Genomic DNA, 13,149 nt, shown 5'->3' with positions numbered 1-13,149 from the left:
GCATTTTTCTGTTTTCTTTTTCCAAAATATTTGCATAAAATATAGTGGCTTGCTCTTTATGTTGAGAGGGGTTTTGAAAATGATAGGTTTATTAGAACAATTTTATAAAAATGAAGAGATCCAATCGGTTATTAATGGATTAGAAGATGGTTTAAAAGAGCAACTTGTATCAGGTATGGCAACCTCTTCTCGTTCGTTATTAATGGCGGCCTTATATAAAAAAACAAAAAAATCACAACTTATTGTGACGCATAATTTATATCAAGCGCAAAAAGTGCATGAAGATTTAGTGGCGTTACTTGGTGAAAAAGATGTATGGCTATATCCAGTGAATGAATTGATAGCATCAGAACTTGGTGTTGCAAGTCCTGAATTGAAGGCGCAACGTATTGAAGTATTAAACCGTTTAGCTGCTGGAGAGAATGGGATTATTGTAGCGCCAGTTGCAGGACTGCGCAGATTTTTACCAATGAAAGAATTATGGAAGCAAAGGCAAATCGAAATCAATCTAGGGCAAGAGATTGATTTAGATACATTCTTGCATACTTTACATCATATTGGTTATGAGCGTAAGTCGATGGTAGAGGCTCCTGGGGAATTTAGTTTGCGCGGGGGAATATTAGATATTTATCCACTAACTGAAGAGTTACCATTTCGTATTGAATTTTTCGACACAGAAGTCGATTCTATTCGATTATTTGATGTGGATGAACAGCGCTCTCAAGATAAAAAGGAAAGTGTTAGATTTGGTCCAGCAACAGAGTTTTTATTTTCGCAGGAAGAATTGAAATCGGGAATTAAGCATCTTGAGGAAGGCTTGACCAAGACCATGCAAAAACTTTCCGATGATAAATTGAAGACTACAGTGCTTGAGACGGTAAGTCATGAAATTGAGATGTTAAAAAATGGGCAAAGTATAGAACAGATGTTTAAATATTTATCTATTTTCTATAAAGAACCTGCTAGTCTGATAGATTATTTACCAGAAGATGGTGTTGTGGTTTTAGATGAGATTTCCCGTATTCAAGAAACAGCATCACATCTTGAAACAGAAGAGGCGGAATGGTATATATCACTTCTTGGTGAGGGAACAATTATTCAAGATTTATCTTTCTCCCACTCGTTTGAGGAATTTCTTCATCATAAAAAAAGAAGTTTTGTATATTTAACGTTATTCTTACGTCATATAGCACATACACATCCGCAAAACATTGTGAATGTGACATGTAAAACAATGCAAGACTTCCATGGGCAGATGCAGTTGTTGAAAACTGAAATTGATAGATGGAGCGAAGGGCATTTTACGACTGTTGTGCTTGGCACAGATGATGAACGTGTAAAAAAACTACAACATATTTTAAGTGATTATGATATTGAGGCAGATATTGTAGAGGGCACAGATATATTATTGCCTGGAAGGTTACAAATTGCTGTAGGTGATTTACATGCAGGATTTGAAATGCCAATGCAAAAGCTTGTTGTCATTACTGAAAAAGAGCTTTTTCATAAGAAAGTTAAAAAATCACAACGTAAGCAAAAGTTATCGAATGCTGAACGTATTAAAAGTTATTCGGAATTAAAAGTTGGAGATTATGTAGTTCATGTAAATCATGGTATAGGTAAATTCTTAGGTATTGAGACATTAGAGATTAATGGTGTTCATAAAGATTACTTGAATATTAAATATCAAGGTAATGATAAGTTATACGTTCCAATTGAACAAATTGACCAAGTGCAAAAATATGTAGGATCTGAAGGGAAGGATCCTAAAGTTTATAAATTGGGCGGGAATGATTGGAAGAAGGTCAAAACGAAAGTTGAAAAATCTGTACAAGACATTGCGGATGACCTAATTAAACTATATGCTGAGCGCGAAGCTTCAAAGGGTTATGCATATACACCAGATACAGCAGAACAACAAGAATTTGAATCTTCTTTCCCATATCAAGAGACAGAGGATCAATTACGCTCTATTGAAGAGATTAAAAAGGACATGGAACGCGGACGTCCGATGGATAGGCTTCTTTGTGGTGATGTAGGATATGGAAAGACGGAAGTAGCTATTCGTGCGGCATTTAAGGCGATTATGGATGAAAAACAAGTTGCGATTTTAGTGCCGACAACGATCCTTGCACAACAACACTATGAAACAATTCGAGAGCGTTTTCAAGATTACCCGATTAATATTGGGTTACTAAGTAGATTCCGCACGCGAAAACAACAAAATGAAACAATTAAGGGTTTAAAGGATGGAACGGTAGATATTGTAATCGGAACGCATCGTATTTTATCTAAAGATGTTACTTATAAAGACTTGGGACTTCTGATTATTGATGAAGAGCAAAGATTTGGTGTGACGCATAAAGAAAAAATTAAACAATTGAAAGCAAATGTTGATGTATTAACATTAACGGCAACTCCAATTCCACGTACACTGCATATGTCTATGCTTGGAGTACGTGATTTATCTGTTATTGAGACACCGCCAGAAAATCGTTTCCCAGTCCAAACGTATGTAGTGGAGTATAATCCTGCGTTAATGCGAGAAGCGATAGAACGAGAGCTTGCAAGAGGTGGTCAGATTTACTTCCTATACAATCGTGTGGAGGATATTGAAAGAAAAGCAGATGAAATTTCAATGTTAGTTCCAGATGCTCGTGTAACATACGCACATGGGAAAATGAATGAAGGTGAATTAGAGTCTGTTATGCTATCGTTTTTAGAGGGGCAGCATGATGTTCTTGTGAGTACAACAATTATTGAAACAGGTGTAGATATTCCGAACGTTAATACGTTAATTGTATTTGATGCAGACCGTATGGGACTATCACAGTTGTATCAGCTTCGTGGGCGTGTTGGGCGTTCTAATCGCGTTGCATATGCATACTTTGCATACAAACGTGATAAAGTGTTATCAGAAGTTGCAGAGAGACGTCTACAAGCAATTAAAGAGTTCACAGAGCTTGGATCTGGTTTCAAGATTGCAATGAGGGATTTATCAATTCGTGGTGCGGGTAACTTGTTAGGGGCAGAACAACATGGATTTATTGATTCTGTCGGATTTGATCTATATTCTCAAATGCTAAAAGATGCGATTGAACAGCGCAGAGGAACAGATGGAGTTGAAAATACAGTTAATGTTGAAATCGACTTGGAAGTAGATGCATATTTACCAGATGCTTATATTTCAGATAGTAAACAAAAAATTATGATGTATAAACAATTTAGAGGTGTTTCTGCAATTGAGGATATTGAAGAGCTGCAGGAAGAGATGATAGATAGATTTGGTGATTATCCACAAGAAGTTGGTTATTTATTACAAATTGCAAATATTAAGGTATTGGCAATGAAAGAACAAATTGAATTAATTAAGCAAAATAAATTTGAAGTAACAATCCTGTTTTCGGAACAAGCAAGCCAAAACATTGATGGTGGAAAATTATTCATGCTTGGAAATAGTTTTGGACGTATGATCGGTCTAGGAATGGAAGGATCACAATTGAAAATCGTTATGAAAACAAATGGTTTAGAAACATCGAAGTGGTTAACAATTGCTGAAAATTTATTAAAAGGCCTACCAGATGTGAAAAAAGAAGTCATAAATGCCTAATATAAGATAAAAAAATACAATTCGACGTGTATAGAAGAACTAATGTGTAAAATACTATGTCTAACAGTTGGTGATTTTTACATGAACAGGTAAATTCACCACTTTGATCATCAGTAGAAAGTGAGGCAGCATTAGAATGAAAGCAACTGGAATCGTACGTCGAATTGATGATTTAGGCAGGGTAGTAATCCCGAAGGAAATTCGTAGAACTTTACGTATTCGAGAAGGAGACCCACTAGAAATATTTGTTGATCGCGATGGAGAAGTGATTTTGAAGAAATATTCTCCGATTAGTGAATTAGGTGACTTTGCAAAAGAATATACGGAAGCTTTATACGATAGCTTAGGACATAATGTGCTTGTATGCGATCGTGATTCTATTATCGCAGTAGCAGGCATATCTAAAAAAGAATACTTAAATAAAAGTGTTGGCGATTTAATTGAGAAGACAATGGAAGAACGTAAGTCTGTAATTATGACAGATGAAAGCGAAATTTCAATTATTGATGGAGTAACAGAAAAAGTTCATTCCTATACAATTGGCCCAATTGTTGCGAATGGGGATCCAATTGGGGCTGTTATTATCTTCTCTAAAGAGGCTATTATAAGTGAAATAGAGCATAAGTCAGTAAATACAGCAGCAAGCTTTTTAGCGAAACAAATGGAGCAATAAGGCTATATCGAATTTTAGAAGTAGCAATCTTTCCTAATTATGATATTTCTTCTTGAGAAATCAATTATTCGGAGATATATGTATATTGAATGAAGGTAGCGCTTTGCTACCTTTTTTCGTTGCACGAACGTATTATTACTCGTGTAGGTAAGGAAGTTTGTCCTTTTCTTTATGATATAATACGAGGGGTGAGAACAGAAAAAGGAGTTTTCTTGTATGGAATCGAGGAAATATCAAGCCTTTTGGCGTGGGGCTATTATATTAACAATCGCAAGTTTTGTTACAAAGGTATTAAGCGCTTTTTACCGTATTCCATATCAAAATATAGCGGGTGATATTGGTTTTTATATTTACCAACAAATTTATCCGTTTTATGGATTTTGTTTAATTTTAGCCACTTATGGGTTCCCCATTATAATTTCAAAAATGGTTGCGGAACGATTAGAGCGAGGGAAAAAGCAAGAAGCAGAAGAAATTATTTGTGTATCTTTTTGGTTTTTATTAGGGATTGGTTTTATTGGCTTTTTTACATTGTTCTTTGGTGCCGAAGCAATTGCAACAGCCATGGGCGATATACACTTAGATAAGCTATTGCGTGTTATTTCATTTTCATTCATATTGATGCCGTTTTTAGCTGTAGCAAGAGGGTATTTTCAGGGGTTTAATAATATGATGCCAACAGCTGTTTCGCAAGTGATAGAACAAACAATTCGTGTTTCTATTATTGTATTTTTATCTCTATTCCTCATTGCTCACGGATTTGATTTATATACAGTCGGTGCAGGTGCTATGTTAGGCTCAATCGCAGGCGGATTGATTGGGATTATCGTACTTGTACTTTATATGCGTCATGACTTTCGTTCCATATTCTTTAAAAGTGTAAAGAGAATTAAAGGAAAAAAGAGGATTATTAATATCCTGTTTTGGCAAGGACTGGCGATTTGTGTTAGTAACTTAGTGCTTATTTTTATACAAATGGCCGATTCTGTTTCCTTCTATTCTTTACTTATTGGGGCAGGAGAGCAAGCTGAAAGTGCAAAGGTATTAAAAGGTGTTTATGACAGAAGTATCCCACTTATGCAATTAGGTACTGTCGTGACAACTTCTTTCTCGTTGTCGCTTATTCCAATTATTACAGCGGCGAAGGAAAGAGGAGATCTTACCTTTATTCGAGAAAAGGTAAAGTTAGCAATGAAAATAACATTTGTTATCGGATTTGCGGCGGCCGTTGGATTAACTTGTATTATTCAACCTACGAATATTATGTTGTTTGAAAATAGTGATGGATCAGATGTTTTATCCATTTTATCTTTATCTATTTTATTTAGTTCATTGTCGATTACAACTGCTTCTATTTTGCAGGGGTTAGGACAAACATTACAGCCAGCGGTATTCGTTATATTTGGAGGTTGTTTAAAGTTAGCTTTAAACTATATGTTAATGCCGTATTTTGGTGTGAAGGGAGCTGCAATTGCAACGCTAGTTGCGTTACTTGTAATTTCTTTGCTAAATAGTGCATTACTTATGCGAGTTGTATCGGAATCGCTTATTGATAAACGGAATATGTTAGGTGTAGTTATTAGTGGTATCGGTATGGGATTTGTATTAATAATGTTTATGCGTGTATTGCAAATGTCTGGATTAGTAATTGATACAGAACATAGAGGGATTGCGACACTTGAGGCGTTGTTAGGTGTAGCTATCGGTGGATTAACATATGTGTTTTTAATTTTAAAATTACGTGTATTTACAAAAGCGGAAATAGGAACCGTTATGAAAAAAGAGAAAAAAGAAGGTTCATTGAAGAAGAGTGGATAGAGGTGGCAGGTTGTGAGTGGAATCATTACTATTTTAGGATTAGGTGCTGGTGAGTTAGATCAGTTAACGATGAGTGTATATCGGAAAATAAAAGAAGCAGATCACATGTTTGTTAGAACGAAGGAACATCCCGTTATAGAAGAGTTGGAGAAAGATGGTATACAATATACAGCCTTTGACAATATATATGAAGCACATGATACATTTGAAATTGTATATGAAACAATTGCGAATACATTGCTAGAACAAGCTGAAGGCACAGAAATCATCTATGCCGTTCCAGGGCACCCGCTTGTAGCGGAAAGGACGGTTCAGCTACTTTTGGAAAAAGGCAAAGTAGCGAATGTTGAGGTGCGAATTGAAGGTGGACAAAGTTTCCTTGACCCTATGTTTGCAAGTCTTAAGATTGATCCGATTGAAGGATTCCAATTAATTGACGCCACATCATTTGAAAGAGGACAATTAGAATTACGTCAACATTTAATCTTTTGCCAAGTTTATGACGCATTCGTTGCATCAGATGTGAAATTAACATTAATGGAGATGCTACCAGATGATTACGATGTGTATATCGTAACAGCTGCAGGGACTTCATTTGAACAAGTTAAAAAGGTACCGTTGTACATGTTAGATCATGAAACCGAGTTGAATAATTTAACGAGTGTGTACGTACCACCAGTTCAGGAACGTGCGTCCTTGTATCAACAGTTTGATGTGCTTAGAGAAATTATTGCAGACCTTCGTGGACCAAATGGTTGTCCGTGGGATAAAAAGCAAACACATCAATCTTTAAAGAAGTATTTAATTGAGGAAGCTTATGAAGTGTTGGAAGCAATTGATGAAGAGGATGATGATCACTTAGTAGAAGAACTGGGTGATATATTATTACAAGTTATGTTGCATGCCCAAATTGGAGAGGACGAAGGTTGGTTCTCTATAGATGATATTATTCGAACTTTATCTGAGAAAATGGTTCGTCGCCATCCGCATGTATTCGGGAATACGGATGTAAATAATGCCGATGAAGTAATTGCCAATTGGGAAGAAATTAAAAAACAGGAAAAAGGATTCGTGAAAGAATCTGTTTTAAATGGAGTTCCAAAGAGTTTACCACAGTTACTACGCGCTTATGAAATTCAGAAAAAAGCTGGTAAGGTTGGTTTCGATTGGGTTGAAGTACAACCGATGATAGAGAAAGCCTTAGAAGAATGGCAAGAGTTCCAACAAGAAGTTACAAACATGGATGAGGCGAAGATGTTAGGTGAATTTGGCGATTTACTATTTGTGTTTGTTAATATAGCTCGTCATTATAAAATAGATCCAGAAGAGGCGTTACGTTCAACTAATGAGAAATTCGTTGGTCGTTTCTTATTCATGGAAGCAAAGGTAGCTGAAATGAATAAAGAGATGCAAGATTTATCATTAGAGCAGTTAGATGTTTTATGGGAAGAGGCAAAACAAACAGAGCGTTAATGGGGGGATTTAACATGCGTCTAGATAAGTTTTTAAAAGTATCACGTTTAATTAAAAGAAGAACATTAGCGAAAGAAGTGGCTGACCAAGGAAGAATATCAATTAATGGTCAAGTGGCAAAAGCGAGTTCAGATGTGAAAGTAGCTGATGAATTAACAATTCGTTTTGGGCAAAAAATAGTGACTGTAAAAATAAACGAATTGAAAGAAACGACAAAAAAAGAAGATGCAGCAAATATGTATAGCTTAGTTCGTGAAGAAAAAGTAAAGGCTGAAGAAGGCTTGTTCTAAAATCAATTATCTCTTCATACATTACTATTAGCTAGTATAAATGTATGGGGGGATTTACGTGAATAATGGTTACTCACCTATGTCTTCTAATCAACAAAATGTTTCTGTAGAGCATGATATTATTATGCGTGGCAGGCGCGTAATTGATATTACCGGTGTAAAGCAGGTGGAGAGTTTTGATAGCGAAGAGTTTTTACTTGAGACTGTAATGGGCTTTTTAACAATTCGTGGTCAAAATTTGCAAATGAAAAATTTAGATGTAGAAAAAGGTATTGTATCGATTAAAGGGAAAGTTCATGAGATGCTGTATATTGATGAGAATCAAGGGGATAAAACTAAAGGCTTCTTTAGTAAGTTGTTTAAATGAGTCTAACAATTCAGTTGTATACGATGCTCTCAATGATTGGAATGGGTGCTTGGATTGGAGCGTCTTTAGATACCTACCAACGATTTTTAAAGCGTCAAGAACGTAAACGTTGGCTTGTATTTATACATGATATACTATTTTGGATTGTCCAAGCATTATTCGTTTTTTATGTATTGCTTCTTGTAAATGAAGCTGAACTACGTATATATGTATTTTTAGCATTATTATGTGGTTTTGCGGCATATCAAAGCTTATTGAAGGCAGTATATATGAGACTGTTAAATTTTCTCATCTATATTTTTGTGCAAACAACACACTTTTTTGTTCAAATTATACAGCTACTCATGATAAAACCTGTTATTATTATAGCGCAGCTATTTATTGCATTTATATTATTCTTATTTCGTATACTGCTTTCAATTGGACATGTGTTATGGAAAATGGTGATTTGGATATTACTTTTCATATGGAAAGTTTTTTTCTGGCCTGTTCGATTTATTGCTTCGCTCATATGGAAACTTCTCCCTAATCGTGTTAAACTTTTTATAATGAAACATGTAGGGTTCCTGCAATATGTAGCAAAATTGAAGGGACATATCTTCCAATTATGGGAGCGTATAAAAAAGAAGTTAGGGGGACCTCGGAAATGAGGGAACTGAGACAAAGAACAATCGAAAAACAGAGTCCAAATCCTGTTAAAGAGCATATAATACAAACGGATGAGAACAGGAAGCGACTTTATCGCCGTTTAGCGGTTTTTCTTGTCTTTGCTTTTACAATTATTGCGAGTATTAGTGTAACGTTTTATCAACAAAACAGTTCCATTAGAGCAAAAGAAGCAAAAGTTAAGGACATGAAAAAAGAACTGGATTCATTAACGAATAAAGAAAAGAGTCTAAAAGACGAAGTTCAAAAGTTAAATGATGAAGAGTACGTATTAAAGATTGCTAGAAGGGATTATTTCTTCTCTGGAAAAGGGGAGATAATTTTTCCTGTTTCTAAGTAGAGTATGTCTTATTGACACTATATTTTAGGATTATATATAATAAAGTAAAATTTGACTTTTTAACCACTAAGGAGGAGCATTTTTTTTATGTCAATCGAGGTAGGCAGCAAGTTACAGGGTAAAGTAACAGGTATTACAAATTTTGGGGCTTTTGTGGAGCTGCCAGAAGGCTTAACGGGTCTAGTTCATATTAGTGAAGTTGCTGATAATTATGTGAAAGATATTAACGATCACTTAAAAGTGGGCGACCAAGTAGAAGTAAAAGTTATTAACGTTGAAAAAGATGGTAAGATCGGTCTATCTATTAAAAAAGCGAAAGAGCGTGAAAAAACAGAAGGAGATCGTCCACGTGGTGAATACCAACGCGGTGGCGATCAACAACGTTCTGGACGTCCACAACGTAATAATCGTTCTTTCAACAGAGATAACCGTGGCGGCGGTAACGACCGAGCTCCAAAAGAAACATTCGAGCAAAAAATGGCACGTTTCTTAAAGGATAGCGAAGATCGCTTAACTTCTTTAAAACGTAACACAGAATCTAAACGTGGTGGCCGTGGCGCACGTCGCGGATAATCAGAACGTTTAATTCTTAGCATATAGAGAGGTGCCCAGGGCAATTGCTCGGGGTGCTTTTTTATATGTGAAAATATATTTTAAAAAAATTTTCAAGATATGTTGACTTTAAATTATATCTGAGGTAAGATACTAATTGTCCGTTAAATAAGACGACATGGCGGTGTAGCTCAGCTGGCTAGAGCGTACGGTTCATACCCGTGAGGTCGGGGGTTCGATCCCCTCCGCCGCTATATTTCATTTAACGGCCCGTTGGTCAAGTGGTTAAGACACCGCCCTTTCACGGCGGTAACACGGGTTCGAATCCCGTACGGGTCATCTAAAAAGATCATGCAAATTTGCATGATCTTTTTTTGTTAAATAAATTAAGACATACAATGCTTCTACAAAATCACCCTATATTTTCTGAATGTTCAATTAAAAATTTAAGGATAAATTACATACCGTGTATATATGTAGAGTTATTTCGAATAAAAAGTCGAACGATTATAAAAGTGAAAACTGTTGTTTTGACAAAAATCCCAATAATCATCTTTTATAATGACAGTAATTAAACTATGCAGGTGGTGTTAAAAATATGCCTAAAGCAGGAAGGAATACTATGAATACAAGTGCATTGGCAATGAATGAGAGTCAGCTTGGAGCAGTAAAGTGGACGAGTAAGTTGCGAATGAAGTTTGAGCAAGTTTTCTTTAGATGGGGATTTATTATTGTTGTTATTGGTTTTCTTTTGGGACGAGCATATATATTAACAAACATTTTACCGTTTGCACTACCGTTTTTTGCTGCTGTTTATGTTATGAAGCGGGATAAAATGCCGCTCGCGTTCTTGGCTCTAATGGGAGGCGCACTTTCAGTTTCGATAGATAATTTATTCTTTACCTTTGCATCTATTTTTACTTTCTTCATTTATAATATCTTCTTCAGTCGATTTACACGTAAAACTGTTGGTCTTGTTCCATTCCAAGTATTTATCTCCGCATTAACCGCACATTTAGTTGTCGTATATTTTGCACAACAAACCGTCACCATGTACGATTTGCTAGTTAGTACGATTGAGGCAGGGCTTAGCTTCGTATTAACTATGATATTTTTACAAAGCGTTCCGCTTTTAGTAGAAAGAAAAGGTAAACAGCAAGCGTTAGAGACAGAAGAAATCGTTTGTTTAATTATATTACTAGCATCTGTTTTAACGGGTACAACGGATTGGTTTGTATATGATGCTTCTATTCAACATATTTTTACTAGGTATTTAGTGCTCGTGTTTGCATTTATCGCGGGGGCCGCTACAGGATCTACAGTGGGGGTTGTAACTGGATTAATATTAAGTTTAGCCAATGTCTCCAGCTTATCTCAACTTAGTCTGTTAGCCTTTTCTGGGTTGCTTGGTGGTTTATTAAAAGAAGGGAAGCGCTTAGGTGTTAGTTTAGGTTTATTAATTGGGACGAGCTTGATTACGTTATATGTAGACAAGCAAACAAACATTGTGACAACCTTAATTGAATCTGGTGTGGCGATTGCTTTCTTCTTATTAACACCGAAACTTGTTATGGATCGTATTGCTAAATTTATGCCAGGCACACAGGAACATTCGCAAGATCAACAACAGTATTTAAGAAGGATGCGTGATGTTACAGCGAATAAGATTAATCAATTTGCCAATGTATTTGCTGCTTTATCTAATAGCTTTTCTGTATATGGATATGTCGAGGAGGAAGATAAAGAGACAGAGGCAGATTTGTTCTTAAGTACAATTACTGCAAAAACATGTCAAACATGCTTTAAAAAGGACCAATGCTGGGTAGTTAACTTCGACAAAACGTATGATTATATGAAACAAATAATGAGCGAAACGGAAGAGGGGACGTTGCAGCATAATCGAAAGTTAGTTCGTGAATGGGACAAGCATTGTGTGAGAGGGAAGAAAGTGACGGATTTAGTAGCGGGCGAATTAGATCACTTTTATGAGGGGCAAAAATTACGAAAACAAATGAAGGAAAATCGTAGAATAGTAGCAGAGCAACTATTAGGTGTATCAAAAGTTATGGAAGATTTCGCTAAGGAGATACAAAGGGAACGAGAAAATCATCAAGTACAAGAAGAACAGATTCTGCAAGCGTTTCGTGATTTTGGTGTAGAAATAGAGCATGTTGATATTTATTGTTTAGATAGAGGGAGTATTGATATTGAAATGTTGATTCCAGTTGCATCTAATGAACATGGGGAATGTGAAAAGTTAGTTGCACCGATGCTTTCTGATATTCTAAAGGAAAACATTGTTGTTAAACATGAAGAAAAATCTTCTTATCCGAACGGCCATAGCTTAATATCATTTGGTTCAGCAAAAACGTATTCTCTTGATACGGGCTTGGCCACAGCTGCAAAAGGCGGTGGGTTTGTTTCGGGTGATTCTTACGCGATGATGGATTTAAGTGTTGGTAAATATGCGCTTGCAATTAGTGATGGTATGGGAAATGGGCAAAGAGCTCATATGGAGAGTAAAGAAACGGTAAAATTATTACAAAAAATACTTCAATCAGGCATTGATGAGGAAATAGCGATTAAGTCTATCAATTCTATTCTTTCCTTAAGAACAACAGAAGAGATGTTTACGACGTTAGATTTAGCTATGGTAGATTTGCGGGATGCGAATGCGAAATTTTTAAAGATTGGATCGACGCCGAGTTTTGTTAAACGCGCAAATAATATTTTGAAAATTGAGGCAAGTAATCTACCAATGGGGATTATTGAGGATGTTGAAGTTGATGTAGTGGGTGAACAATTAAAAACGGGCGATATTCTTATTATGATGAGCGATGGGATTTTTGAGGGAGCACAACATGTGGAGAATCACGAACTATGGATGAAGCGGAAAATTAAAGAGTTACAAACCGAAGATCCGCAAGAAATTGCTGATATCATCATGGAAGAGGTGATTCGCTCTTGTGATGGTTATATAAATGACGATATGACCATTGTTGTGGCGAAAGTGAAGAAAAATATGCCGAAGTGGGCTACGATTCCAATTGTAGGAGTGCAGGCACAATAAGGTGAAACCCTAATCAGTGGGGGGCTTTATCTTCCGCTGATTATTAACCTTCACCAATCGGACCTTTATGGGCAGCCTGTCCCATCTAAATTTCTAAAAACCTAGGTAAATGCCTAGGTTTTTTTTCTTTAAAAGATAATGTTATTATTTTTGTGAATATGTACGGAGGATGTAAGATAAAAATGTAATTTTTGTATATCTTTTTTTTGCACAATGTTTGTAAAAGTTGTACCATTATAAACAAGGTAACTAACGTTGCTGTTCTTGTTTAATGAAAGGTGATTACGAAG

10 protein-coding genes and 2 tRNA genes are annotated in these 13,149 nt (G+C 35.9%); all 12 read left to right on the top strand.

Features of this window, described 5'->3' with window-relative positions; translation table 11 throughout:
• The first annotated feature begins 79 nt into the window (after positions 1-79).
• The 12 genes from mfd to spoIIE all read left to right on the top strand — a co-directional run bounded on the left by mfd (position 80) and on the right by spoIIE (position 12,859).
• Positions 80-3,610, top strand: coding sequence for a transcription-repair coupling factor (mfd, locus tag V7S50_RS32155; protein WP_063222206.1), 3,531 nt, complete (start codon positions 80-82; stop codon positions 3,608-3,610).
• A gap of 136 nt (positions 3,611-3,746) precedes the next feature.
• Entirely contained in the window at positions 3,747-4,283 is a 537-nt protein-coding gene (gene spoVT / locus V7S50_RS32150; RefSeq protein WP_063222207.1) for a stage V sporulation protein T, read from the top strand.
• Positions 4,284-4,499: 216 nt separating this feature from the next.
• A complete protein-coding gene (locus V7S50_RS32145; protein ID WP_242256554.1) occupies positions 4,500-6,101 on the top strand; it encodes a putative polysaccharide biosynthesis protein in 1,602 nt (533 codons plus the stop codon).
• Positions 6,102-6,113: 12 nt separating this feature from the next.
• Positions 6,114-7,574 (top strand): nucleoside triphosphate pyrophosphohydrolase, encoded by a 1,461-nt coding sequence (gene mazG / locus V7S50_RS32140; RefSeq protein WP_242256553.1) that lies wholly within the window; start codon positions 6,114-6,116, stop codon positions 7,572-7,574.
• 14 nt (positions 7,575-7,588) lie between these two features.
• Positions 7,589-7,864: an RNA-binding S4 domain-containing protein gene (locus V7S50_RS32135; protein ID WP_001234876.1), complete on the top strand. Its 276-nt coding sequence runs from the start codon at positions 7,589-7,591 to the stop codon at positions 7,862-7,864.
• Between the two features lie 79 nt (positions 7,865-7,943).
• Positions 7,944-8,231: a sporulation protein YabP gene (yabP, locus tag V7S50_RS32130; RefSeq protein WP_206772775.1), complete on the top strand. Its 288-nt coding sequence runs from the start codon at positions 7,944-7,946 to the stop codon at positions 8,229-8,231.
• Positions 8,228-8,881, top strand: a complete 654-nt coding sequence (gene yabQ / locus V7S50_RS32125) for a spore cortex biosynthesis protein YabQ (RefSeq protein ID WP_060629185.1) — start codon at positions 8,228-8,230, stop codon at positions 8,879-8,881. Before yabP ends, yabQ begins: the two co-directional genes overlap by 4 nt.
• Positions 8,878-9,237 carry a cell division protein DivIC gene (gene divIC, locus V7S50_RS32120; protein ID WP_001208737.1) on the top strand — a complete coding sequence of 120 codons (360 nt, stop codon included), beginning with the start codon at positions 8,878-8,880 and terminating at the stop codon, positions 9,235-9,237. Before yabQ ends, divIC begins: the two co-directional genes overlap by 4 nt.
• 87 nt (positions 9,238-9,324) lie before the next feature.
• A complete protein-coding gene (locus V7S50_RS32115; protein WP_000021451.1) occupies positions 9,325-9,810 on the top strand; it encodes a S1 domain-containing RNA-binding protein in 486 nt (161 codons plus the stop codon).
• A 159-nt stretch (positions 9,811-9,969) separates the two neighbouring features.
• A tRNA-Met gene (locus tag V7S50_RS32110) sits at positions 9,970-10,043 on the top strand.
• Positions 10,044-10,056: 13 nt separating this feature from the next.
• Positions 10,057-10,128: transfer RNA gene (locus V7S50_RS32105), tRNA-Glu, on the top strand.
• Positions 10,129-10,387: 259 nt separating this feature from the next.
• On the top strand, positions 10,388-12,859 hold the full coding sequence (spoIIE, locus tag V7S50_RS32100) for a stage II sporulation protein E (protein WP_063222210.1): 2,472 nt from the start codon (positions 10,388-10,390) through the stop codon (positions 12,857-12,859).
• Positions 12,860-13,149 lie beyond the last annotated feature (290 nt).

Origin of the sequence: Bacillus sp. CCNWLW194, assembly GCF_037120585.1 — a bacterium.
GTDB classification, from domain to species: domain Bacteria; phylum Bacillota; class Bacilli; order Bacillales; family Bacillaceae_G; genus Bacillus_A; species Bacillus_A basilensis.
The sequence above is the reverse complement of the archived record's forward strand: the minus strand, read 5'-3'. Positions and strand labels throughout refer to the sequence as shown.

Excerpts from the sequence above, each read along its gene's own strand:
- mfd (WP_063222206.1), top strand. The coding sequence starts at position 80 with ATGATAGGTTTATTAGAACAATTTTATAAAAATGAAGAGATCCAATCG.
- spoVT (WP_063222207.1), top strand. The coding sequence starts at position 3,747 with ATGAAAGCAACTGGAATCGTACGTCGAATTGATGATTTAGGCAGGGTA.
- V7S50_RS32145 (WP_242256554.1), top strand. The coding sequence starts at position 4,500 with ATGGAATCGAGGAAATATCAAGCCTTTTGGCGTGGGGCTATTATATTA.
- V7S50_RS32135 (WP_001234876.1), top strand. The coding sequence starts at position 7,589 with ATGCGTCTAGATAAGTTTTTAAAAGTATCACGTTTAATTAAAAGAAGA.
- yabP (WP_206772775.1), top strand. The coding sequence starts at position 7,944 with ATGTCTTCTAATCAACAAAATGTTTCTGTAGAGCATGATATTATTATG.
- yabQ (WP_060629185.1), top strand. The coding sequence starts at position 8,228 with ATGAGTCTAACAATTCAGTTGTATACGATGCTCTCAATGATTGGAATG.
- divIC (WP_001208737.1), top strand. The coding sequence starts at position 8,878 with ATGAGGGAACTGAGACAAAGAACAATCGAAAAACAGAGTCCAAATCCT.
- V7S50_RS32115 (WP_000021451.1), top strand. The coding sequence starts at position 9,325 with ATGTCAATCGAGGTAGGCAGCAAGTTACAGGGTAAAGTAACAGGTATT.
- spoIIE (WP_063222210.1), top strand. The coding sequence starts at position 10,388 with ATGCCTAAAGCAGGAAGGAATACTATGAATACAAGTGCATTGGCAATG.